Raw genomic sequence first — 23,120 nt, 5'->3', positions numbered from 1 at the left:
CTTGCAACATCGTTGCACATCTTATTTAGGAGGTTCAGTAATGAACAAGAAACAATGGCTAGGCCTTGGTCTAGTTGCAGTGGCAGCAGTTGGACTTGCTGCATGTGGTAACCGCTCTTCTCGTAACGCAGCTTCATCTTCATCTGAAATGAAGACGAAAGCAGCGATCGTAACAGATACTGGTGGTGTTGATGATAAATCATTTAACCAATCAGCTTGGGAAGGTTTGCAAGACTGGGGTAAAGAACACAATCTTTCTAAAGATAAAGGCTTTACTTATTTCCAATCAACAAGTGAAGCAGACTATGCTAACAACTTGCAACAAGCGGCTGGAAGTTACAACCTGATCTTCGGTGTTGGTTTTGCACTTCACAATGCAGTTGAAGAGGCAGCAAAAGACCACTCTGACTTAAACTATGTCTTGATTGATGATGTGATCAAAGATCAAAAGAATGTTGCGAGCGTAACATTTGCTGATAACGAAGCAGCTTACCTTGCTGGTGTTGCAGCAGCGAAAACAACTAAAACAAAACAAGTTGGTTTTGTAGGTGGTATCGAATCTGAAGTTATTTCACGTTTCGCTGCTGGATTTAAGGCTGGTGTTGAGTCAGTAGACCCATCTATCAAAGTACAAGTTGACTACGCTGGTTCATTTGGTGATGCTGCCAAAGGTAAAACAATTGCAGCAGCTCAATACGCTGCAGGTGCAGACGTTGTCTACCAAGCAGCTGGTGGTACAGGTGCTGGTGTCTTTGCTGAAGCAAAATCTTTGAACGAAAGCAAAAATGAAAACGAAAAAGTTTGGGTTATTGGTGTAGACCGTGACCAAGCAGCAGAAGGTAAATACACTTCTAAAGATGGTAAAGAATCAAACTTCGTTCTTGTATCTACATTGAAACAAGTTGGTACAACTGTAAAAGATATTGCCAACAAAACAGAAAAAGGTGAATTCCCTGGTGGACAAGTTATCGTCTACTCATTGAAAGATAAAGGGGTTGACTTGGCAGTAACAAACCTTTCAGAAGAAGGTAAAAAGGCTGTCGAAGATGCAAAAGCTAAAATCCTTGACGGAAGTGTAAAAGTTCCTGAAAAATAATGGATAAAAGTCATTTCTTAGGAAGCGGCCATCGGTCGCTTCTTTAAGAATTGAGGCAATTTTTGTCTCAATAGAGCTTGTTAATGTGATTAGCAGGTTTTATTGAAATAAAATAAACCTCTGAAAGGAAGAGCATATGGCACACGAAAATGTCATTGAGATGCGGGATATCACCAAGGTGTTTGGTGAATTTGTAGCAAACGACAAGATCAATTTGCAACTGCGAAAAGGTGAAATCCATGCACTTTTAGGAGAAAATGGAGCGGGTAAATCCACTCTGATGAATATGCTGGCAGGACTTCTTGAGCCAACTAGTGGTGAAATTGCAGTGAATGGTCAGGTTGTAAAACTAGACTCCCCTTCTAAAGCCGCTAGTCTTGGAATTGGGATGGTTCACCAACATTTTATGTTGGTCGAAGCTTTTACAGTAGCCGAGAATATCATTTTGGGGAGTGAAATCACTAAAAATGGTGTGCTAGATATAGCTGAAGCTACTAGAGAAATCAAGGCTCTTTCTGAACGTTATGGTTTGGCAGTAGATCCTGCTGCTAAGGTTGCGGACATTTCTGTTGGTGCTCAACAACGTGTAGAAATCTTGAAAACACTCTATCGTGGTGCTGATATCCTTATCTTTGATGAACCTACAGCTGTATTGACTCCTTCAGAGATTGACGAGTTGATGGCTATCATGAAAAATCTTGTCAAAGAAGGAAAATCCATTATTTTGATTACCCATAAACTGGATGAAATTCGTGCGGTATCCAATCGTGTGACGGTTATCCGTCGTGGGAAATCAATCCAGACGGTTGAGATTGCAGGGGCAACCAATGCAGACTTGGCAGAAATGATGGTAGGGCGCTCTGTCTCGTTTAAAACGGAGAAACAGGCACCTCAACCAAAAGAAGTGGTCTTGTCTATCAAAGACTTGGTTGTTAATGAAAATCGCGGTGTACCAGCTGTGAAGAATCTTTCTTTGGATGTTCGAGCTGGTGAAATTGTTGGTATTGCGGGTATTGATGGCAATGGTCAATCTGAACTCATTCAAGCCATTACAGGTCTTCGTAAGGTTGAGTCTGGTAGTATTGAATTAAAGGGCAAATCAATCGTGGGGATGCACCCACGACAAATTACGGAACTCAGTGTAGGGCATGTTCCTGAAGACCGTCACCGTGATGGTTTGATTTTGGAGATGATGATTTCAGAAAATATCGCTCTTCAAACCTACTATAAAGAACCACTCAGTAAGAATGGTATTTTGAACTATGCCAATATCACTTCACATGCCAAGAAATTGATGGAAGAATTTGACGTCCGTGCGGCAAGCGAATTTGTTCCAGCAGCAGCTCTTTCAGGAGGAAATCAACAAAAAGCGATTATTGCTCGTGAGATTGATCGTGATCCTGAACTCCTTATCGTCAGCCAGCCAACTCGTGGTTTGGACGTTGGTGCCATTGAGTACATTCACAAACGCTTGATTGAGGAACGTGATAATGGCAAGGCTGTTCTCGTTGTCAGTTTTGAATTGGATGAGATTTTAAATGTCTCAGACCGAATTGCTGTTATTCATGATGGTAAGATTCAAGGTGTTGTATCGCCAGAAACGACTAACAAACAAGAACTTGGTGTCTTGATGGCTGGTGGAGACTTGGGAAAGGAGAAGAGTGATGTCTAAAAAATTACAACAAATTTCGGTTCCCTTGATTTCCGTATTCTTAGGAATCTTGCTCGGAGCCATTGTCATGTGGATCTTCGGCTACGATGCTATCTGGGGCTATGAGGAGTTGTTCTATACAGCTTTTGGTAGCCTCCGTGGGATTGGGGAAATTTTCCGTGCCATGGGACCTCTAGTCTTGATTGGTCTTGGTTTTGCTGTTGCTAGTCGGGCAGGTTTCTTCAACGTTGGACTTCCTGGTCAAGCGCTAGCGGGATGGATTCTCAGCGGTTGGTTTGCCTTGTCGCATCCAGACATGCCACGTCCAATGTTGATTTTAGCGACTGTAGTGATTGCTCTGATCGCAGGTGGAATTGTTGGTGCGATTCCAGGTATTCTCAGAGCTTATCTCGGTACGTCAGAGGTTATCGTAACCATTATGATGAACTACATTGTATTGTATGTAGGGAACGCCTTTATTCATTCTTTCCCGAAAGACTTTATGCAAAGTACAGACTCAACGATTCGTGTGAGTGCCAATGCTAGTTACCAGACACCATGGTTATCTGAGTTGACTGGCAATTCTCGGATGAATATCGGTATCTTCTTTGCTATCATTGCTGTTGGGGTGATTTGGTTCTTGCTTAAGAAAACGACTCTCGGTTTTGAAATCCGTGCAGTTGGTCTCAATCCCCATGCTTCAGAGTACGCTGGTATTTCAGCAAAACGTACAATCATCCTATCAATGATTATCTCTGGTGCTTTGGCTGGTCTCGGTGGAGCGGTCGAAGGTCTAGGAACCTTCCAAAACGTTTACGTTCAGGGGTCATCATTAGCTATCGGATTTAACGGGATGGCAGTTAGTTTGCTTGCTGGAAATTCACCAATTGGAATCCTCTTTGCAGCCTTCTTATTTGGTGTTCTGCAAGTTGGTGCGCCAGGTATGAACGCTGCGCAAGTTCCGTCTGAGCTTGTTAGCATTGTAACAGCGTCTATTATCTTCTTTGTCAGTGTTCACTATATTATTGAACGCTTTGTCAAACCGAAAAAACAAGTTAAAGGAGGTAAGTAAGGATGTCTATTACAACATTACTCACCCTCTTGGTCTCTTCTATGCTGATTTACTCAGCACCACTTATTTTTACGAGTATCGGGGGAGTTTTCTCTGAACGTGGTGGTGTCGTTAACGTCGGTCTTGAAGGAATTATGGTTATGGGAGCCTTTTCTGGGGTTGTCTTTAACCTTGAGTTTGCAGAACAACTTGGAGCAGCGACTCCTTGGATTTCCTTGTTAGTTGCCGGTATCGTGGGAGCTATGTTCTCCCTCATCCATGCAGTCGCTACAGTTCATTTCCGTGCGGACCATGTTGTCAGTGGTACAGTATTGAACTTGATGGCTCCTGCATTAGCAGTTTTCTTGGTTAAAGTTCTTTATAACAAAGGACAAACGGATAACTTAAGCCAGACTTTTGGACGTTTTGATTTCCCTGTTTTGGCCAATATCCCAGTAATCGGCGATATCTTCTTTAAGTCAACAAGTTTGCTAGGTTATATCGCGATTGCCTTCTCATTCTTTGCATGGTTTATTCTCTTTAAGACACGTTTTGGTCTTCGCCTTCGCTCTGTTGGTGAACACCCTCAGGCAGCAGATACCTTGGGGATTAATGTATACAAGATGCGATATCTTGGGGTTATTATCTCAGGATTCCTAGGTGGAATTGGGGGAGCGATTTATGCTCAATCCATTTCAGTTAACTTCTCAGTGACAACTATTGTCGGTCCTGGATTTATCGCTCTTGCTGCGATGATCTTTGGTAAATGGAACCCAATCGGTGCTATGCTTTCTAGTCTCTTCTTTGGACTTTCACAAAGTTTGGCAGTTATCGGTTCTCAATTGCCTTTCCTACAAGGAGTGCCAGCTGTTTACCTTCAAATCGCGCCTTATGTCTTGACCATCCTTGTTTTAGCAGCCTTCTTCGGAAAAGCAGTTGCTCCTAAGGCAGATGGTATCAACTACATCAAGTCAAAATAAGCATACAAAAAAACGTCAGTTCAAACTGGCGTTTTATTTTTTAGGATTTTGATGAGTTAGGTTCAATCCCCAAGGGACGAGATTTTCAGTTTTATTTTTGATGCGTGTGATATTATCCTTGTGACGAATGATAATCAAGCTAGCGAGTGCTAGGATAATCAAAATGAAGAGAGGGTCATAGCTGTTCAGGATAAATCCAAATAGTGGAAATAGGAGAACTCCGATAACGGCTGCGATAGAAGCAGTAACGCTTGATAGTGAAATCATACTACCTAGATAGAGGCTTCCAAAGAATACGATTGCTAGATAAAGACAGAAAACAGGCGCAAATCCGAAAATCACTCCAGCACTGGTTGCGACAGCCTTACCACCTTTAAAGCCTGCAAAGATAGGAAAGGTATGTCCAATCACGGCCAAAAGACCAAAGACAAGAGGTGATACACCTTGAAGGTGGAAAAGGATTGGAAGGAGAGTGGCCAAGGTTCCTTTAAAGAAGTCAATCACAAAGGTTGCCATACCCGCTTTCTTACCTAAAATACGGAAAGTATTGGTCGTTCCGGTGTTTCCAGAACCATGTTCACGCAGATTTGTTTGAAAGAAAATTTGTCCAATCCATAGACCAGACGGAATCGAACCTAGTAGATAAGCTAGAATTAATAATACAAATGTCATCATAGACCTATTATACCATGAATAGTGTAGAAATGATGAGAATATCCTTTAAAATTGTGATAGCTGAACGGGAAAAACTTTGCAAAATCCCTAGAAAACCTGTAAAATAGAAAAGATGAACAAATAGGAGGTTCCTTGTGTCAAAAAAGGAAATCAATATTAATAACTACAATGATGACGCCATTCAGGTGCTAGAAGGGTTGGATGCGGTCCGTAAACGTCCGGGGATGTATATTGGATCGACCGACGGAGCAGGTCTCCATCACCTAGTCTGGGAAATCGTGGACAATGCAGTCGATGAAGCCTTGTCTGGATTTGGTGATCGCATCGATGTGACTATCAATAAAGACGGCAGTCTAACCGTTCAAGACCATGGTCGAGGAATGCCAACCGGGATGCACGCCATGGGAATTCCAACTGTTGAAGTTATCTTTACCATTCTCCACGCCGGAGGGAAATTCGGTCAAGGTGGCTATAAGACATCTGGAGGTCTCCACGGGGTGGGGTCTTCTGTTGTTAATGCCCTTTCTAGTTGGCTAGAAGTTGAAATTACTCGTGACGGTACAGTCTACAAGCAACGTTTTGAAAATGGTGGGAAACCCGTCACAACCTTGAAAAAAATTGGTACAGCACCCAAGTCTAAGACAGGTACCAAAGTCACTTTCATGCCTGACGCGACGATTTTTTCTACGACAGACTTTAAGTACAATACCATTTCAGAACGTCTCAATGAGTCAGCCTTCCTCTTAAAAAATGTCACCTTGTCATTGACGGACAAGCGAACAGATGAAGTGATTGAGTTCCACTATGAGAACGGAGTTCAGGACTTTGTTTCCTATCTGAACGAAGACAAGGAAACCTTGACGCCAGTCCTATACTTTGAAGGCGAAGACAATGGTTTCCAAGTGGAAGTTGCCCTCCAGTACAATGATGGATTCTCAGATAACATTCTATCCTTTGTCAATAACGTTCGTACTAAGGACGGTGGAACGCATGAGACAGGACTCAAGTCAGCCATTACTAAGGTCATGAACGATTATGCGCGTAAGACGGGACTTCTCAAGGAAAAAGATAAAAATCTTGAAGGGTCAGACTACCGTGAAGGACTAGCAGCTGTTCTTTCTATTCTGGTTCCTGAAGAGCACCTTCAGTTTGAAGGACAGACCAAGGACAAACTTGGAAGTCCACTAGCTCGTCCGGTTGTGGATGGAATTGTGGCTGATAAGTTGACCTTCTTCCTTATGGAAAATGGGGAGCTGGCTTCCAATCTCATTCGCAAGGCTATCAAGGCGCGTGATGCCCGTGAGGCGGCCCGCAAAGCGCGTGATGAGAGCCGAAATGGTAAGAAAAATAAGAAAGATAAGGGCTTGTTGTCTGGGAAATTGACTCCAGCCCAGTCTAAAAATCCTGCTAAGAATGAACTCTATCTGGTCGAGGGTGACTCTGCCGGTGGTTCTGCCAAGCAAGGCCGTGACCGTAAGTTCCAGGCTATCTTGCCCCTTCGTGGTAAGGTTATCAATACAGCCAAGGCCAAGATGGCAGATATCCTCAAAAATGAAGAAATCAACACGATGATTTATACCATCGGAGCGGGTGTGGGAGCAGACTTCTCCATTGAAGATGCCAACTATGACAAGATCATTATCATGACCGATGCGGACACCGACGGTGCCCATATTCAGACCTTGCTCTTAACATTTTTCTACCGTTACATGCGTCCGCTAGTTGAGGCAGGACATGTCTATATCGCCCTTCCGCCTCTTTACAAGATGTCTAAAGGCAAAGGCAAGAAAGAAGAAGTGGCCTACGCTTGGACGGACGGAGAGCTAGAAGAACTTCGCAAGCAGTTCGGTAAAGGCGCTACCCTCCAACGCTACAAAGGTCTTGGTGAGATGAATGCGGATCAACTCTGGGAAACAACCATGAACCCAGAAACGCGTACCCTCATCCGTGTTACGATCGAAGACCTAGCACGCGCTGAACGCCGCGTCAATGTCCTCATGGGAGATAAGGTCGAACCACGCCGTAAATGGATTGAGGATAATGTCAAGTTTACGCTGGAAGAGAGTGGGGAGATGGTGTTTTAGGAGTGTGCTGCAATAAAAAATAAATATACATTATAAAAAGGAGGTGGGGAGGTGTCTATCGGTAGAAACGATAAATGTCCATGCAATTCAGGCAAAAAATACAAACATTGCCATTTAAAAATAGAGAAGTTACGAAAACAAATGGAACGGGATAATCTTCGTGATATTTCGGAAAGTGAGAGAAAACAACTTCAATCCCACGATAGGAATAGAGTCAAGCAACTTTTCGATTCTAAAGGAAAAGAGTGCCTATATTCCAACTGTGATAGAAAACCGATTAAATCACACACTTTTCCTAGAAATATATTAGAAAAGCAGATTGCAAGAAAAACTGATAATGGATATTCGGTTTTTTCGACCGATATAAAAAATATTGTTAGTAATCTACAAAATCCTAGATCATATAGTGAATTATTTTATGAAGTCAATATAAATGATGCTGGAACTATGCCACTTTTTTGTGAAGAACATGACAATCAGATTTTTTCGCCAATAGAAACTTTTAAACCCATTCCTACCGAAAAACAATATATATTTTTATATGCTTATCGTTTCTTTTTATACCATTTTTCTAAAGAAAAATATGCCTTAATAGATTACCATGATGTGATTGCCTCAGAAAAAGGAGTAGGCAAATCACTTTCCTCAGATACAAGAAATAAAAGAAATTCCATTTATGCTAATGCAACAAAAATTGCAAATACTAAAACAAATATAACAAATTTAGATGTATTAAAGATTAAATTTGATCAAGTAATGAATCATACTCTACCAAGTGATGCTAAAATTGATGAACATTTTAAAGTATACGGTTATAAATTGAAAAACGATATTCAGTGGTGTGGTGCCGGCTGTACAGAGTTTTCTTATAACGATACTGGGGTTATGAATCATTTAGGCTGCAGTTTTGGTTTAATCCCACAAAATAGAGATTTTCCAGCATATTTTTATTGTGTTGTACCAAACGAAGAAAATGATTATTTGAAAGATAAATTGCTGAAGTTACTTAATGATAAGTATGATGGTTATAAGAACGAAAAAGATACTGCTTCTTTTGAAAATATTATAAAATATTACATTTTTGATAGTTCAGAAAATATTATAATTTCTCCTGATATTATTGATGAATTGAGAGATAAAGAAATTTGTTTTTTTAATGAAAAAGGTAAACTTCTAAAAAACAGTCAATATGAATGGCTTTTACAAGCGAATAGTCTATTAATTCAAGTTAAAGGAGTACAGAACGAGGAAGTACGTAATATTGTTTATAATATACTGGAAAAAATAGATTTGTTTTAAAAAACAGAGAGATTGGACTCATCAAATTTCCATCGTCAGATTTTTTGACAAGCTAACCAAATCTAAAGTGAGAACGTCCAATTTTCGGACGAGGCCTTTCATGGCAAATTCTGTTTGTTCGAAAATCGGACGAAGTAAAAAGTATATTAAAATAAAAAATTAGGAGATTATCCAGATGAAAAAAATTTATGGAATTAGCAGTTTAGATACAAAAGCTTTAGAAAACAACGAATTCTTCCAACTTCTATCTGAGAGCAAGGACGAGTTGGGGGCTTTTACAAAAGCTAATAAGTCTGAGCAGGTTTATGCAACGAAGCTTGGGGATATGGAAAAACTTCTTGAGAGATTGCAAGCTGGTTTGCACCGTTCCAAGGCCAGTCAAACGGTGGCTAGTCTGGAAGCGTCTGATCGTGAGCGTGATGATGCGCTTTCTACCTTGACTGGTTTGGTCAAGGCCTTCTCTCGTGTCAAAGAGGCAGGTAGCAAGGAAGCTTACGACAAACTCAGTAAACTTTTCAAACATTATGCTGGGCTAACGAGTATGAGCTACGAAAAAGAGACAGAAGCTATTAACCATTTGCTCAAGGAGCTAAAAGATACTGACTACCAAACTGCCCTTGCAACCCTGCATTTGACAACTCATGTAGAAACCTTGACAAAGGCGCAGGCTCAGTTTGAAAAAGCCTATAAGGAGCGTTTGGCTGAGCAAAAAGGCAAGGCACCTAGTCAAAACAAGGAAGTTCGTGCGAAACTACAAGAAATCTATGACTTCCTTGTGGATTTTACTGCAATCAACGCCTATGCTTATCCAGATAAAAAGCAGTATGCCGATCTCCGTGACCATCTCAACGCTATTCGTAGTCGCTATAAAAAAAACAAGCCAGCTAAGAAGGCGAGGGAAGAAGCGACGGAGAGCAACTAGAATATAACTAAATTTGAGTTGAAAAATTGTTAGTGGTCGCATCGGATTTGAAAGGAGTAGAAAATGATAATCAGACCTGCAAGCACAAAAGATTGTCAAGCTATTTATTCCCTTTATCAAAATGAAAAATGGATTTCTTTTACAGAGGAAAAAGTGACTTCATTATTTTCAACAAATCTGTCCCATTACTTGGTAGTTGAAGAGCACCAGAAAATCCTTGGTTTTGCCCGCTACTTGACAGATGAAGTCATGACGACCTTTTTAGCTGAGATTATCATTGATAAAGCCTATCGCGGAAAAGGATTGGGACGGCGATTGATCGCTGAAATTCATCAAAAACATCCTTTGACTCGCATAGAATTAATATCAGAAGCGGATGGATTTTATCAGACAGTAGGTTTTAAACCTGTGGGAACAGGGCTTAGAAAATCTATCTAAATGAAAAGAGCTGTATTTATGACGCTTGACAATAAACTTGGTCTGATGGATTCGCTTGAACTAGCAAGATGGAAGAAAAAATCAGCAAAACCCGAGCGAAAGAGCTTTTTGAAAAGCAGCTTCCTTAGAAAATATTGACAGGATGCCTCAACAGACCTTTGAGCAGATTGTCGAAAAGTACCTTGAGCTAAATATCGCCCACCCTTTTCGAGAAGGGAACGGAAGAAATATGAGGCTCTGGCTGGATCATCTCCTCAAGACTGAGTTGGGGCAAGTCGTGGACTGATCTCACGTGGACAAGGAAGATTACCTCCTAGCCACGAAGCGTAGCGCGGTATCGACTGGCGAACTCAAATATCTCCTCTTGAATAATCAAACTGAAGACCTCACTTAGGCCCGTTTTTTTAAGGGTGTGGATGCTTCATATTATTACGAAGGGGATAACCTTTACCAGAGAGGGGAGTTATAAAGTTCAAGTAAAGGTGATGATTATCTTTTTTTAGGTAAACAATCGCTAAAACTATTGGAGGTGCGGTATTGATTACGTTATTAATGTTACCTTTTTTCCTTGTTCTCCTAGCCATTTTTGGAATTATATATGATTTAATGACCAATAAAAGTAGAAAAGAGTGTGCTCGCACAGTATCCTTGTTTATATTGAACATCCTCACTATTGGTATCTGTCTATTAGATCTACCAATGGAAAGTAAACCATACTCAGGAATAGGGTTTATCTTATTTTATGCACTTGCCTTCACACCTTTGATGATTGTTTTCTCACTATATACCCTCTATCGGATTGGAAAACATTATAGGTATTTTAAGAGTAAGTTTGCTATAACACTCCTATTCAATGCTATTTTACTTTTCCTTCTTTCATTAGTAAATACTTTTGTATTATGGAGAAGCTTTCAAATATATCATAGAAACGATATTAATTTGTTTTATTTTATTTTAATCGTTTTGGGGATTTGTTCAACTATCCAATTGATAGTAGGAGAGCTTGAGAAGAAAAGAATACGAGGCATGCAAAAACAAGAGGAGCAAGACGGCAATGAAAAATAACTCTATAAAAGATATGTGCAGACAACATAGAAGTGAAGCGCAAATGCTGAGGTTGATTTCACAGACTGCTAAAACTTTACAAGTCGAGGCTGTCGCCATGTCTGGTTCACGGACAAATCCAAAAGCACCAAAAGATGAGTTTCAGGATTACGACGTGGTCTATGTCGTGGACGACTTAGATAATCTGACGAGTGACCTTTCTTGGTTAGACCAGTTTGGCACTCGTACCATTGAGCAGCATAATGTCCTAGGCAACCGTCGACTTTATCTGATGCTATTTGAAGATGGAAATCGGATTGATTTGACCCTCTGTCCTACGGAGTATATTCAAGAGTGGGTGGATAGTGAAGCAGGGTTCACCGTTTTAGAAGATCCTAAGGGTTTGTTTGAACCTTATCTACCGAGTCCTCAACGCTTTTGGACGAGCCCAGCTAGTGCAATAGAGTTTGACAAAGCCTGCAATGAATTTTGGTGGGTATCAGCCTATGTGGTTAAGGGTATTCGTCGTAAGCAACTCATCTATGCGACGGACCATCTCTACGGGATTTGTCAACAAGAACTCTTGAAGATCTTAGCTTGGCAGGTTGCAAGTGATAATGGAACAGTCGATATCGGCAAGAACTACAAGTATCTTTTCCAGTATTTACCTGCAGAGAAGGAGAAGGAATTCTCGAATCTGCTTGATTTTTCAAGTAAAGAGAAAATCACTCAGTCTTTGTTTGCTACGATGGACCTTTTCCACAGAGAAGCGCAGGCCTTCTCTCTTAAAACCGGCTTCCACTATGACAAAGTAACCGCAGAGAGGATGATCGAGTATGCTGAGGAGAGACTCGAAACAAATGAAACATTTACAAAATAATAAGACAACAAAATTTTTACTGATTAGTTTTCTCATTTCTTGGGGATTTGGTTGGGGATTGCTCGCTTTTCTGACGCAAATGAGCCTCTTAAGTCTAACAAGTCCACTAGGAGTTTTTCTCCATTTACTAGGAGGTTTCGGCCCAACCATTGCAGCCATTTCTTGTTTGCCTCAAAAATCCATTAAAAGCATAGTCTCTTTTATCTTAGGGGACTCAAGGAAATATATTTTGTTATTTCTTTTACTAATTTTCGTGCAGACAGGTGTCATTGCTTTCTCATCTAAGGAGCTTAATCCGGCTTTTCCACTAGGAAATTTGTTTGTTGTTTTTTTGAGTGCAGTCTGTGTTTATGGTGGCGAAGAAGAATTGGGATGGCGAGGCATCTTGCAACCAACTTTGGAAACTAGATTCTCCTTTTGGATTTCCGGTTTGATAACAGGTTGTATTTGGGCAATATGGCATGTACCTTTATGGTTTGTGATTGGAAGTTCCCAAAGTAGGATGCCTTTTATATTATTCAGTCTATTTGCAATTTATCTCAGTATTCTTCTAGCGGCTGTTTTCAAAAAGACTAAGTCGATCCTTTATTGCGCCATTTTTCACGGCCTAATTAATACCCTACTTAGCTTATTTGTTATTAAAATTAATCTTTTATTCATTCTAGGATTAGTAGGATTGCTCTTCTTTTCTCACTACCTACAAAGAAACAGTTAAATTTATAAAATATAGATTTACTTTACAATAAAACACTAAAAAGAGAATTATTATGTCCAACATTCAAAACATGTCCCTAGAGGACATCATGGGAGAGCGTTTTGGTCGCTACTCCAAGTACATTATTCAAGACCGGGCTTTGCCTGATATTCGTGATGGATTGAAGCCGGTTCAGCGTCGCATTCTTTATTCGATGAATAAAGATGGCAATACTTTTGACAAGAGCTACCGTAAGTCTGCCAAGTCTGTCGGGAACATCATGGGGAATTTCCACCCACACGGGGACAGTTCTATCTATGATGCCATGGTCCGTATGTCTCAGGACTGGAAGAATCGTGAGATTCTAGTCGAAATGCACGGTAATAACGGTTCTATGGACGGTGATCCGCCTGCGGCAATGCGTTATACCGAAGCACGTTTGTCTGAGGTTGCAGGCTACCTTCTCCAGGACATCGAGAAAAAGACAGTTCCTTTTGCTTGGAACTTTGACGATACCGAGAAAGAACCCACTGTTTTGCCAGCAGCCTTTCCAAACCTCTTGGTCAATGGTTCGACTGGGATTTCGGCTGGTTATGCCACAGATATACCACCCCATAATTTGGCTGAGGTTATTGATGCGACGGTTTACATGATTGACCATCCGACTGCCAAGGTTGATAAACTGATGGAATTCTTGCCTGGACCAGATTTTCCTACAGGAGCTATCATCCAAGGCCGTGATGAAATCAAGAAAGCCTATGAAACTGGGAAAGGGCGAGTGGTTGTTCGTTCTAAGACGGAGATTGAAAAGCTAAAAGGCGGTAAGGAACAAATCGTTATCACTGAGATTCCTTATGAAATCAATAAGGCTAATCTCGTCAAGAAAATCGATGATGTTCGTGTCAATAACAAAGTAGCGGGGATTGCTGAGGTTCGTGATGAGTCTGACCGTGACGGTCTTCGTATCGCTATTGAACTTAAGAAAGATGCAAATACCGAGCTCGTACTCAACTATCTCTTCAAATACACCGACCTACAAATCAATTACAACTTTAACATGGTGGCGATTGACAATTTCACTCCTCGTCAAGTTGGAATTGTCCCAATCCTGTCTAGCTATATCGCCCACCGTCGTGAAGTGATTCTGGCGCGTTCACGCTTTGATAAGGAAAAGGCTGAGAAACGTCTCCATATCGTTGAAGGTTTAATTCGCGTGATTTCGATTTTGGACGAAGTCATTGCCCTTATCCGTGCTTCTGAGAACAAGGCTGACGCTAAGGAAAACCTCAAGGTCAGCTATGAGTTTACTGAGGAGCAGGCTGAAGCCATCGTGACCTTACAACTTTACCGTTTGACCAATACAGACGTGGTTGTCTTGCAGGAAGAAGAAGCAGAATTGCGTGAAAAGATTGCCATGCTTGCGGCTATCATCGGTGATGAACGGACTATGTACAATCTCATGAAGAAAGAACTTCGTGAGGTCAAGAAGAAATTTGCGACACCACGTTTGAGTACTTTGGAAGATACTGCGAAAGCAATCGAGATTGACACAGCTAGTTTGATTGGCGAGGAAGATACCTATGTCAGCGTGACCAAGGCAGGTTACATCAAGCGTACCAGTCCTCGTTCCTTTGCGGCATCCACTCTAGAAGAAATTGGCAAGCGTGATGATGATCGTTTGATCTTTGTTCAATCTGCCAAGACAACCCAGCACCTCTTGATGTTTACTACTCTTGGAAATGTCATCTATCGACCAATTCATGAATTGGCAGATATTCGTTGGAAGGATATCGGGGAGCATCTGAGCCAGACCATTACAAACTTCGAGACTAATGAAGAAATCCTTTATGCTGAAGTCGTGGATCAGTTTGATGATGCGACAACCTACTTTGCTGCAACTCGTCTTGGTCAAATCAAACGTGTAGAACGCAAAGAATTCACTCCATGGCGGACCTACAAGTCTAAGTCTGTCAAGTATGCTAAGCTCAAAGACGAGACAGACCAGATTGTAGCAGTAGCACCAATCAAACTGGATGATGTTCTCTTGATTAGTCAAAATGGTTATGCTCTTCGTTTCAATATCGAAGAGGTTCCGGTTGTTGGTGCCAAGGCTGCGGGTGTCAAGGCTATGAACTTGAAAGCAGATGATGCGCTTCGGGCAGCCTTTATCTGTAACACCTCATCCTTCTACCTCTTGACCCAACGCGGTAGTTTAAAACGTGTTTCTATCGACGAAATTCCAGCAACCAGCCGTGCCAAACGAGGCCTACAAGTCTTGCGTGAGTTGAAAAACAAACCGCACCGTGTCTTTTTAGCAGGAGCAGTTGCAGAGCAAGGTTTCGTTGGTGATCTTTTTAGTACAGAAGTAGAAGAAAACGACCAAACGTTACTTGTCAAATCTAACAAGGGAACAATCTATGAGAGTCGATTGCAAGACCTCAACTTGTCAGAACGTACTAGCAATGGAAGCTTTATCTCAGATACCATTTCAGATGAGGAAGTTTTCGATGCTTACCTCAAAGAAGTCTTTAAAGAGGACAAAACAAATTCGTAAAAAGAATCAGTCCAGAGGGCTGATTTCTTTTGTGTTGAAAAAATTTTCAGAAAATTACAAATAATACTTGAAATTTTACTAGAAAAGTGTAGAATAGAACACATAGTTTGAATAGTATAAAGGAGAAACACATGACAGTTGCAATTGATTGGGAAAACCTTGGATTTTCTTATATGAAATTACCTTATCGTTACATCGCTCATTATAAAAATGGTCAATGGGATCAAGGAGAATTGACAGAGGATGCAACCTTGCATATTTCAGAGTCTTCTCCAAGTCTCCACTATGGACAGCAAGCATTTGAAGGATTAAAAGCCTACCGTACCAAAGATGGCAGTATTCAACTGTTCCGCCCTGATGAAAATGCCAAGCGTCTGCAACGTACCTGCGACCGTCTTTTGATGCCACAAGTTCCAACAGAAATGTTTGTAGAAGCTTGTAAAGCAGTTGTGCGTGCAAATGAAGAATACGTCCCACCATATGGAACAGGTGGAACCCTTTATCTTCGTCCACTTTTGATTGGTGTTGGAGATATTATTGGGGTTAAACCAGCAGAAGAGTATATTTTCACCATCTTTGCTATGCCAGTTGGAAATTACTTTAAAGGCGGTTTAGTTCCAACTAATTTCCTGATTCAGGATGAATACGACCGGGCAGCTCCAAATGGTACAGGTGCGGCCAAGGTAGGTGGGAACTATGCTGCTAGCCTCCTCCCAGGTAAAATGGCCAAGTCACGTCAATTTTCAGATGTTATCTACTTAGACCCATCTACACATACAAAGATTGAAGAAGTCGGATCAGCCAACTTCTTTGGAATCACGGCAGACAATGAATTTGTTACGCCATTGAGTCCATCTATCTTGCCATCTATTACCAAGTACTCTTTGCTTTACTTGGCAGAACACCGCTTGGGCTTGACTCCGATTGAAGGCGATGTCCCAATCGATAATTTGGATCGTTTTGTAGAGGCAGGTGCTTGCGGTACAGCAGCGGTTATTTCACCAATTGGAGGCATTCAACACGGCGATGATTTCCATGTTTTCTATAGTGAAACAGAAGTAGGTCCTGTTACACGTAAACTCTATGATGAATTGACCGGTATCCAATTCGGTGATGTTGAAGCCCCAGAGGGATGGATTGTCAAAGTGGACTAAAAGACATGAAGTAAAGAAGAACTCCGTAGCAGTTGTAATCGCTGAAATGGAGTTTTTTCTTGCTAGTTTGAGCATTTTCTTGTACAATAGAAAAAGTGAAAAGAGGTACAGTATGAGTAAAAAAGATAAGAAAATTGAAATCCAATTAACAGATGCAAAAGTGACTGTTGGAAAAGACAGTTATGAAGGTTACGTTTTGACAATTGGAAAAAAGGTCATTGGCGAAATTGCCGAATTAGATAGTCAATTTGCCATCATAAAGAATGGAAATGTCGATAGTTTTTATAAAAAACTTGAGAAAGCTGTGGAAATTTTGATTGAAAACTATAATTTAACAAAATAATGCTTGTTTTTTTGAAAATTTCATGATATAATAGTTTTCGTTAAGCATTGGAGAGATAGCGAAGAGGCTAAACGCGGCGGACTGTAAATCCGCTCCTTCGGGTTCGGGGGTTCGAATCCCTCTCTCTCCATCTCATCATTGGGGTATAGCCAAGCGGTAAGGCAAGGGACTTTGACTCCCTCATGCGTTGGTTCGAATCCAGCTACCCCAGTTCTTAGGTAATAAATTCAAGATAAAAAGAAAAATATCTTAGGGTATTTTATTTTTATATTGAAAGACGTGAACAATACGAACATGTTCTTGCGGGTGCTTAGGAAAAAAATTATAAGTATGTCAAGTTTTGAAAAATACTTGATTGTTGGAGGATTTTTTAGATGAACGAATTTGAAGATTTGCTAAATAGCGTTAGCCAAGTTGAGCCTGGTGATGTTGTTAGTGCTGAAGTATTGACAGTTGATGCGACTCAAGCTAACGTTGCAATCTCTGGAACTGGTGTTGAAGGTGTCTTGACTCTTCGCGAATTGACAAACGATCGCGATGCAGATATCAATGACTTTGTGAAAGTAGGAGAAGTATTGGATGTTCTTGTACTTCGTCAAGTAGTTGGTAAAGATACTGATACAGTTACATACCTTGTATCTAAAAAACGCCTTGAAGCTCGCAAAGCATGGGATAAACTTGTAGGACGCGAAGAAGAAGTTGTTACTGTTAAAGGAACTCGTGCCGTTAAAGGTGGACTTTCAGTAGAATTTGAAGGTGTTCGTGGATTCATCCCAGCTTCAATGTTGGATACTCGTTTCGTACGTAACACTGAGCGTTTTGTAGGTCAAGAATTTGATGCTAAAATCAAAGAGGTTGATCCAAAAGAAAACCGCTTCATCCTTTCACGTCGTGAAGTTGTTGAAGCAGCTACTGCAGCAGCTCGTGCTGAAGTATTCGGTAAATTGGCTGTTGGTGATGTCGTAACTGGTAAAGTTGCTCGTATCACTAGCTTTGGTGCTTTCATCGACCTTGGTGGTGTTGACGGATTGGTTCACTTGACTGAATTGTCACACGAACGTAACGTTTCACCTAAATCAGTTGTAACTGTTGGTGAAGAAATTGAAGTGAAGATCCTTGATCTTAACGAAGAAGAAGGACGCGTATCACTTTCACTTAAAGCAACAACACCTGGACCATGGGATGGTGTTGAGCAAAAATTGGCTAAAGGTGATGTAGTAGAAGGAACAGTTAAACGTTTGACTGACTTTGGTGCATTTGTTGAAGTATTGCCAGGTATCGATGGACTTGTTCACGTATCACAAATTTCACACAAACGTATCGAAAATCCAAAAGAAGCTCTTACTGTTGGTCAAGAAGTTACTGTTAAAGTCCTTGATGTTAACGCTGACGCAGAACGCGTATCACTTTCTATCAAAGCTCTTGAAGAACGTCCAGCTCAAGAAGAAGGACAAAAAGAAGAAAAACGTGCTGCTCGTCCACGTCGTCCAAAACGTCAAGAAAAACGTGATTTCGAACTTCCAGAAACACAAACAGGATTCTCAATGGCTGACTTGTTCGGTGATATCGAACTTTAATCAAATTGACAATCTCAAAATCCTTTGTTTAAAACAAGGGATTTTTCTTTTGTCTCTTTCTCATTTTTGATATAATAGTTCTATGTTAGATTCAGAAAAACAATCACAATATCAATTGTTAAACGAGGAACTCTCTTATTTACTAGAGGGTGAGAGCAACGTTCTTGCCAATCTTTCGAATGCTAGTGCCCTCCTAAAATCTCGCTTTCCGAATACTGTATTTGCAGGTTTTTATCTGTTTGATGGAAGCGAGTTGGTTTTAGGGCCTTTTCAGGGTGGCGTTTCTTGCATTCGCATCCCACTTGGGAAAGGCGTGTGTGGAGAAGCTGCTGAGTTTCAAGAGACTGTTTTAGTTGGGGATGTGAGCACCTATCCAAACTACATTTCTTGTGATAGTATGGCCAAGAGTGAAATCGTAGTTCCCATGCTTAAGAATGGTCGATTGCTGGGTGTCTTAGACCTGGATTCTTCACTTATTGATGATTACAATGCTGTTGACCGTGATTACTTGGAACAACTTGTCGCTATTTTGCTTGAGAAGACAGAATGGGACTTTACGATGTTTGAGGAGAAAGCCTAATGTATCAAGCACTTTATCGAAAATATAGAAGCCAGACTTTTTCACAACTAGTAGGTCAAGAAGTTGTGGCTAAAACCCTAAAACAAGCGGTCGAGCAGGAAAAGATTAGTCATGCCTATCTTTTCTCAGGTCCTCGTGGAACTGGGAAGACCAGTGTAGCCAAGATTTTTGCCAAGGCTATGAACTGCCCAAATCAAGTGGATGGAGAACCGTGTAATCACTGTTATATCTGTCAGGCTGTGACAGAAGGTAGCTTAGAAGATGTTATCGAAATGGATGCGGCTTCGAATAACGGAGTTGATGAAATCCGAGAAATTCGTGATAAATCCACCTATGCTCCTAGTTTGGCACGTTATAAGGTCTATATCATAGACGAGGTTCATATGCTGTCTACAGGAGCCTTTAATGCGCTTTTGAAGACTTTGGAAGAACCAACTCAGAATGTTGTCTTTATCTTGGCGACCACCGAATTGCACAAGATTCCAGCAACCATTTTATCCCGTGTTCAACGTTTTGAGTTTAAATCGATCAGAACGCAAGATATCACGGCACATATTCATCATATTTTAGAAAAAGAAAATATCAGTTCTGAACCAGAGGCTGTGGAAATTATAGCTAGACGGGCTGAAGGTGGGATGAGGGATGCCTTGTCTATTTTGGATCAAGCCTTGAGTTTGACGCAAGGGAATGAGCTCACGACTGCCATCTCTGAGGAGATTACAGGTACTATTAGTTTATCAGCACTTGATGATTATGTAGCTGCCTTGTCCCAGCAGGATGTTCCAAAAGCGCTTGATTCTTTGAATCTTTTGTTTGAAAATGGCAAGAGCATGACTCGTTTTGTGACGGATCTCTTGCAGTATTTGCGTGATCTACTAGTTGTTCAGACAGGTGGCGAAAATACTCATCATAGTTCAGTTTTTATGGACAATCTAGCTCTTTCCCAGGAAAGTCTCTTTGAAATGATTCGTCTAGCAACAGTAAGCTTGGCAGATATGAAGGCTAGCTTGCAACCCAAGATTTATGCTGAGATGATGACCATACGTTTAGCTGAAATCAAGCCTGAATCTGCTCTTTCAGGAGCTGTTGAAAGTGAAATTTCTGCACTGAGACAGGAAGTTGCACGGCTCAAACAAGAACTTGCTAATGTGGGCACAGCTCCTAAACAAGTTGCGCCTGTTCCTAGTCGTCCAGTCCCTTCCAAGACAGTCTACCGAGTGGATCGCAATAAAGTTCAGGCTATTCTGCAAGAAGCCGTCGAAAATCCTGATTTGGCACGGCAAAACTTGGTTCGCCTCCAGAATGCATGGGGAGAAGTGATCGAAAGCTTAGCTGGACCTGATAAAGCTCTTCTCGTAGGTTCTCAACCAGTTGCGGCCAATAAACACCATGCTATTTTAGCCTTTGAGTCTAATTTCAATGCTGGGCAAACCATGAAAAGGGACAACCTCAATACCATGTTTGGCAATATTCTTAGCCAAGCTGCGGGATTTTCACCTGAAATTCTGGCTATTTCCCTAGAGGAATGGAAAGAGGTTCGAGCAGCATTTTCAGCTAAAAACAAGTCTTCTCAAGCCGAGCAAGAGGTTGAAGAAGAGAGCCTGATTCCAGAAGGATTCGAATTTCTGGCTGATAAAGTCATGGTCGAAGAAGACTAAAAGTGGATTTCATGGTACAATAATCCTATGAATAGACAACAATTTATCATAATAGCATTATTCACGACTGCTGAGACTTATTTTTTCAATGAATCTTTGATGACTGGTCGCTATGTTATGGCAGCTTTTTGGGCCATTCTACTCTTTCGAAATTTTAGGTTAAGTTACGTGATGGGAAAAATCGTAGACGCTATTGATCAACACTTAAACCGCAAGGATTAGCCCCCAGCTTCTAGACAAAATCAAAGCCTTTTAGGCTTTTTTTTGTTATACTAGTAGAGTATATTTATTGACCTTTTGTCCTATTTTTTAGGGATTGTAAGCAATTTCCTAAAGTATTGAGCAAAATGTTTGAAAAAGAAAGGAACTATCATGTCAGTATTAGAGATCAAAGATCTTCACGTTGAGATTGAAGGAAAAGAAATTTTGAAAGGAGTCAATCTGACTCTGAAAACAGGAGAAATCGCAGCTATCATGGGACCAAATGGTACTGGTAAATCGACTCTTTCTGCAGCTATTATGGGGAACCCTAACTATGAGGTTACCAAAGGTGAGGTCTTGTTTGATGGCGTAAACATCCTTGAGTTGGAAGTGGATGAGCGCGCTCGTATGGGACTTTTCCTGGCTATGCAATACCCATCAGAAATCCCAGGAATTACCAATGCTGAATTTCTTCGTGCAGCTATGAATGCTGGTAAAGAAGATGATGAAAAGATTTCAGTTCGTGAGTTCATCACTAAACTGGACGAGAAAATGGAATTGCTCAACATGAAAGAAGAAATGGCAGAGCGTTACCTCAACGAAGGTTTCTCTGGTGGTGAGAAAAAACGTAATGAAATTCTTCAACTCTTGATGTTGGAACCAACTTTTGCCCTCTTGGATGAGATTGACTCTGGTCTTGATATTGACGCACTTAAAGTTGTATCGAAAGGTGTCAATGCTATTCGTGGCGAAGGTTTTGGTGCTATGATCATCACTCACTACCAACGTCTTTTGAACTACATCACACCAGATGTGGTCCACGTGATGATGGAAGGTCGTGTGGTTCTTTCTGGTGGTCCAGAATTGGCTGCCCGTTTGGAACGTGAAGGATACGCAAAACTAGCTGAAGAACTTGGCTATGACTACAAGGAAGAATTGTAATTCCCTCGTATCTTTTAGGAGAAGTAAATGACTAAAGAGAATATTAAACTTTTTTCAGAAATGCACGCTGAACCAAGCTGGTTGGCTGACCTCCGTCAAAAAGCTTTTGATAAGATTGAGAGTTTGGAATTACCAGTTATTGAGCGTGTCAAATTTCACCGTTGGAATCTGGGAGATGGAACCATCACAGAAAGTGAGCCTTCAGCAAATGTTCCAGACTTCACGGCTCTAGATAATCACTTGAAGTTGGTGCAAGTAGGAACGCAGACTGTTTTTGAGCAAACACCAGTTGAATTGGCTGAACAAGGAGTAGTCTTTACAGACTTCCACTCAGCTTTAGAAGAAATTCCAGAACTTATCGAGGAATTCTTCATGTCATCAGTTAAGTATGATGACGACAAGTTGGCAGCTTATCATACAGCTTACTTTAACAGTGGTGCTGTTCTTTATATTCCTGATAATGTTGAGATTACAGAGCCAATCGAAGGAATTTTCTACCAAGACAGTGATAGCGATGTGCCATTTAACAAGCATATTATGATTATCGCTGGTAAAAATTCTAAAATAAGCTATCTTGAACGTTTAGAGTCTCGTGGCGAAGGTAGTGCCAAAGCAACTGCCAATATTACTGTAGAGGTAATAGCTCGCTCTGGCGCTCAAGTGAAATTTGCTGCTATTGACCGGCTTGGTGAAAATGTCACGGCCTACATTAGCCGTCGTGGTAAACTAGGCAACGATGCAAGCATTGACTGGGCAATCGGTGTCATGAACGAAGGAAACGTCGTTGCGGACTTTGATAGTGACTTGATTGGAAATGGTAGCCATGCTGACCTTAAAGTCGTAGCTCTTTCAAGCGGCCGCCAAGTTCAAGGGATTGATACTCGAGTGACTAACTACGGCTGCAACTCTATCGGAAATATCCTCCAACATGGGGTTATCCTTGAAAAAGCAACTTTGACCTTCAATGGTATCGGCCACATCATCAAGGGTGCTAAGGGAGCAGATGCCCAACAAGAAAGTCGTGTTCTCATGCTTTCAGACCAAGCACGTTCAGATGCCAACCCAATTCTTTTGATTGATGAAAATGACGTTACTGCAGGTCACGCGGCTTCTATCGGACAAGTAGATCCAGAAGATATGTACTATCTCATGAGTCGTGGCTTGGATAAGGCAACTGCAGAACGCTTGGTTGTTCGTGGTTTCCTTGGATCCGTTATCGTTGAGATTCCAGTCAAAGAAGTTCGAGACGAAATGATTGCAACTATCGAAGAAAAATTGTCAAAACGCTAAGGGGAAG

General features: G+C 41.1%; 21 protein-coding genes, 2 tRNA genes and 1 pseudogene. 23 read left to right on the top strand and 1 reads right to left on the bottom strand.

Going from position 1 to position 23,120, the window contains the following annotated elements:
• Positions 1-40: 40 nt before the first annotated feature.
• The 4 genes from D8801_RS06385 (at position 41) to D8801_RS06370 (ending at position 4,778) form a co-directional block, all read left to right on the top strand.
• Positions 41-1,096, top strand: a complete 1,056-nt coding sequence (locus tag D8801_RS06385; RefSeq protein WP_038805409.1) for a BMP family lipoprotein — start codon at positions 41-43, stop codon at positions 1,094-1,096.
• A 136-nt stretch (positions 1,097-1,232) separates the two neighbouring features.
• Positions 1,233-2,768: an ABC transporter ATP-binding protein gene (locus D8801_RS06380; RefSeq protein WP_125844265.1), complete on the top strand. Its 1,536-nt coding sequence runs from the start codon at positions 1,233-1,235 to the stop codon at positions 2,766-2,768.
• Positions 2,761-3,819 (top strand): ABC transporter permease, encoded by a 1,059-nt coding sequence (locus D8801_RS06375; RefSeq protein ID WP_000038676.1) that lies wholly within the window; start codon positions 2,761-2,763, stop codon positions 3,817-3,819. Before D8801_RS06380 ends, D8801_RS06375 begins: the two co-directional genes overlap by 8 nt.
• Positions 3,820-3,821: 2 nt before the next feature.
• The gene (locus tag D8801_RS06370) at positions 3,822-4,778 is read left to right on the top strand and encodes an ABC transporter permease (protein ID WP_125449344.1); all 957 of its coding nucleotides are present in this window, start codon (positions 3,822-3,824) and stop codon (positions 4,776-4,778) included.
• 33 nt (positions 4,779-4,811) lie between these two features.
• Here the strand turns inward: D8801_RS06370 and plsY are convergent, their stop codons facing one another.
• Complete coding sequence (gene plsY, locus D8801_RS06365) at positions 4,812-5,453, bottom strand: glycerol-3-phosphate 1-O-acyltransferase PlsY (RefSeq protein ID WP_049519644.1); 642 nt, start codon at positions 5,451-5,453, stop codon at positions 4,812-4,814.
• Between the two features lie 134 nt (positions 5,454-5,587).
• Here plsY and parE point away from each other — a divergent pair, with 134 nt between their 5' ends.
• From parE to sufD, 19 genes and pseudogenes are all read left to right on the top strand, one after another.
• Positions 5,588-7,537: a DNA topoisomerase IV subunit B gene (parE, locus tag D8801_RS06360; RefSeq protein ID WP_125848664.1), complete on the top strand. Its 1,950-nt coding sequence runs from the start codon at positions 5,588-5,590 to the stop codon at positions 7,535-7,537.
• A gap of 51 nt (positions 7,538-7,588) precedes the next feature.
• Positions 7,589-8,836 (top strand): YecA family protein, encoded by a 1,248-nt coding sequence (locus tag D8801_RS06355; RefSeq protein WP_125848662.1) that lies wholly within the window; start codon positions 7,589-7,591, stop codon positions 8,834-8,836.
• 175 nt (positions 8,837-9,011) lie between these two features.
• Positions 9,012-9,758 (top strand): DUF6261 family protein, encoded by a 747-nt coding sequence (locus tag D8801_RS06350; protein WP_125848660.1) that lies wholly within the window; start codon positions 9,012-9,014, stop codon positions 9,756-9,758.
• A gap of 63 nt (positions 9,759-9,821) precedes the next feature.
• The gene (locus D8801_RS06345) at positions 9,822-10,196 is read left to right on the top strand and encodes a GNAT family N-acetyltransferase (protein WP_125848658.1); all 375 of its coding nucleotides are present in this window, start codon (positions 9,822-9,824) and stop codon (positions 10,194-10,196) included.
• An 18-nt stretch (positions 10,197-10,214) separates the two neighbouring features.
• Positions 10,215-10,665 (top strand): annotated as a pseudogene (locus D8801_RS09840) (Fic family protein).
• A gap of 83 nt (positions 10,666-10,748) precedes the next feature.
• Positions 10,749-11,261, top strand: a complete 513-nt coding sequence (locus tag D8801_RS06335) for a hypothetical protein (protein WP_125848834.1) — start codon at positions 10,749-10,751, stop codon at positions 11,259-11,261.
• The gene (locus D8801_RS06330) at positions 11,251-12,120 is read left to right on the top strand and encodes an aminoglycoside 6-adenylyltransferase (RefSeq protein ID WP_125848656.1); all 870 of its coding nucleotides are present in this window, start codon (positions 11,251-11,253) and stop codon (positions 12,118-12,120) included. The genes D8801_RS06335 and D8801_RS06330 overlap by 11 nt, the downstream gene beginning before the upstream one ends.
• Positions 12,101-12,835, top strand: coding sequence for a CPBP family intramembrane glutamic endopeptidase (locus tag D8801_RS06325; protein WP_125848654.1), 735 nt, complete (start codon positions 12,101-12,103; stop codon positions 12,833-12,835). Before D8801_RS06330 ends, D8801_RS06325 begins: the two co-directional genes overlap by 20 nt.
• Before the next feature lie 52 nt (positions 12,836-12,887).
• Positions 12,888-15,368 carry a DNA topoisomerase IV subunit A gene (gene parC / locus D8801_RS06320; protein ID WP_125848652.1) on the top strand — a complete coding sequence of 827 codons (2,481 nt, stop codon included), beginning with the start codon at positions 12,888-12,890 and terminating at the stop codon, positions 15,366-15,368.
• A 116-nt stretch (positions 15,369-15,484) separates the two neighbouring features.
• On the top strand, positions 15,485-16,522 hold the full coding sequence (locus D8801_RS06315; RefSeq protein WP_311043421.1) for a branched-chain amino acid aminotransferase: 1,038 nt from the start codon (positions 15,485-15,487) through the stop codon (positions 16,520-16,522).
• A gap of 112 nt (positions 16,523-16,634) precedes the next feature.
• Positions 16,635-16,865 carry a DUF2969 domain-containing protein gene (locus D8801_RS06310; RefSeq protein WP_000037107.1) on the top strand — a complete coding sequence of 77 codons (231 nt, stop codon included), beginning with the start codon at positions 16,635-16,637 and terminating at the stop codon, positions 16,863-16,865.
• A 49-nt stretch (positions 16,866-16,914) separates the two neighbouring features.
• Positions 16,915-16,995 (top strand) — tRNA-Tyr (locus D8801_RS06305).
• Positions 16,996-17,004: 9 nt separating this feature from the next.
• Positions 17,005-17,076: transfer RNA gene (locus D8801_RS06300), tRNA-Gln, on the top strand.
• A 163-nt stretch (positions 17,077-17,239) separates the two neighbouring features.
• Positions 17,240-18,442 carry a 30S ribosomal protein S1 gene (gene rpsA, locus D8801_RS06295; protein ID WP_001001617.1) on the top strand — a complete coding sequence of 401 codons (1,203 nt, stop codon included), beginning with the start codon at positions 17,240-17,242 and terminating at the stop codon, positions 18,440-18,442.
• Positions 18,443-18,524: 82 nt separating this feature from the next.
• Positions 18,525-19,022 (top strand): GAF domain-containing protein, encoded by a 498-nt coding sequence (locus D8801_RS06290; RefSeq protein WP_125848650.1) that lies wholly within the window; start codon positions 18,525-18,527, stop codon positions 19,020-19,022.
• On the top strand, positions 19,022-20,680 hold the full coding sequence (gene dnaX, locus D8801_RS06285) for a DNA polymerase III subunit gamma/tau (RefSeq protein ID WP_125848648.1): 1,659 nt from the start codon (positions 19,022-19,024) through the stop codon (positions 20,678-20,680). Before D8801_RS06290 ends, dnaX begins: the two co-directional genes overlap by 1 nt.
• 27 nt (positions 20,681-20,707) lie before the next feature.
• On the top strand, positions 20,708-20,902 hold the full coding sequence (locus D8801_RS06280) for a DUF3272 family protein (RefSeq protein ID WP_125848646.1): 195 nt from the start codon (positions 20,708-20,710) through the stop codon (positions 20,900-20,902).
• Positions 20,903-21,052: 150 nt separating this feature from the next.
• The gene (gene sufC, locus D8801_RS06275) at positions 21,053-21,823 is read left to right on the top strand and encodes a Fe-S cluster assembly ATPase SufC (RefSeq protein WP_125848644.1); all 771 of its coding nucleotides are present in this window, start codon (positions 21,053-21,055) and stop codon (positions 21,821-21,823) included.
• 27 nt (positions 21,824-21,850) lie between these two features.
• Positions 21,851-23,113, top strand: a complete 1,263-nt coding sequence (sufD, locus tag D8801_RS06270; protein WP_042768928.1) for a Fe-S cluster assembly protein SufD — start codon at positions 21,851-21,853, stop codon at positions 23,111-23,113.
• Positions 23,114-23,120: the final 7 nt, after the last annotated feature.

Origin of the sequence: Streptococcus oralis, from assembly GCF_003943415.1 — a bacterium.
In the GTDB taxonomy this organism is placed as follows: Bacteria; Bacillota; Bacilli; order Lactobacillales; family Streptococcaceae; genus Streptococcus; species Streptococcus oralis_BJ.
The sequence above is the reverse complement of the archived record's forward strand: the minus strand, read 5'-3'. Positions and strand labels throughout refer to the sequence as shown.

Excerpts from the sequence above, each read along its gene's own strand:
- D8801_RS06385 (WP_038805409.1), top strand. The coding sequence starts at position 41 with ATGAACAAGAAACAATGGCTAGGCCTTGGTCTAGTTGCAGTGGCAGCA.
- D8801_RS06380 (WP_125844265.1), top strand. The coding sequence starts at position 1,233 with ATGGCACACGAAAATGTCATTGAGATGCGGGATATCACCAAGGTGTTT.
- D8801_RS06375 (WP_000038676.1), top strand. The coding sequence starts at position 2,761 with ATGTCTAAAAAATTACAACAAATTTCGGTTCCCTTGATTTCCGTATTC.
- D8801_RS06370 (WP_125449344.1), top strand. The coding sequence starts at position 3,822 with ATGTCTATTACAACATTACTCACCCTCTTGGTCTCTTCTATGCTGATT.
- plsY (WP_049519644.1), bottom strand. The coding sequence starts at position 5,453 with ATGATGACATTTGTATTATTAATTCTAGCTTATCTACTAGGTTCGATT.
- D8801_RS06350 (WP_125848660.1), top strand. The coding sequence starts at position 9,012 with ATGAAAAAAATTTATGGAATTAGCAGTTTAGATACAAAAGCTTTAGAA.
- D8801_RS06345 (WP_125848658.1), top strand. The coding sequence starts at position 9,822 with ATGATAATCAGACCTGCAAGCACAAAAGATTGTCAAGCTATTTATTCC.
- D8801_RS06335 (WP_125848834.1), top strand. The coding sequence starts at position 10,749 with ATGTTACCTTTTTTCCTTGTTCTCCTAGCCATTTTTGGAATTATATAT.
- D8801_RS06330 (WP_125848656.1), top strand. The coding sequence starts at position 11,251 with ATGAAAAATAACTCTATAAAAGATATGTGCAGACAACATAGAAGTGAA.
- D8801_RS06325 (WP_125848654.1), top strand. The coding sequence starts at position 12,101 with ATGAAACATTTACAAAATAATAAGACAACAAAATTTTTACTGATTAGT.
- parC (WP_125848652.1), top strand. The coding sequence starts at position 12,888 with ATGTCCAACATTCAAAACATGTCCCTAGAGGACATCATGGGAGAGCGT.
- D8801_RS06310 (WP_000037107.1), top strand. The coding sequence starts at position 16,635 with ATGAGTAAAAAAGATAAGAAAATTGAAATCCAATTAACAGATGCAAAA.
- rpsA (WP_001001617.1), top strand. The coding sequence starts at position 17,240 with ATGAACGAATTTGAAGATTTGCTAAATAGCGTTAGCCAAGTTGAGCCT.
- D8801_RS06290 (WP_125848650.1), top strand. The coding sequence starts at position 18,525 with ATGTTAGATTCAGAAAAACAATCACAATATCAATTGTTAAACGAGGAA.
- dnaX (WP_125848648.1), top strand. The coding sequence starts at position 19,022 with ATGTATCAAGCACTTTATCGAAAATATAGAAGCCAGACTTTTTCACAA.
- D8801_RS06280 (WP_125848646.1), top strand. The coding sequence starts at position 20,708 with ATGAATAGACAACAATTTATCATAATAGCATTATTCACGACTGCTGAG.
- sufC (WP_125848644.1), top strand. The coding sequence starts at position 21,053 with ATGTCAGTATTAGAGATCAAAGATCTTCACGTTGAGATTGAAGGAAAA.
- sufD (WP_042768928.1), top strand. The coding sequence starts at position 21,851 with ATGACTAAAGAGAATATTAAACTTTTTTCAGAAATGCACGCTGAACCA.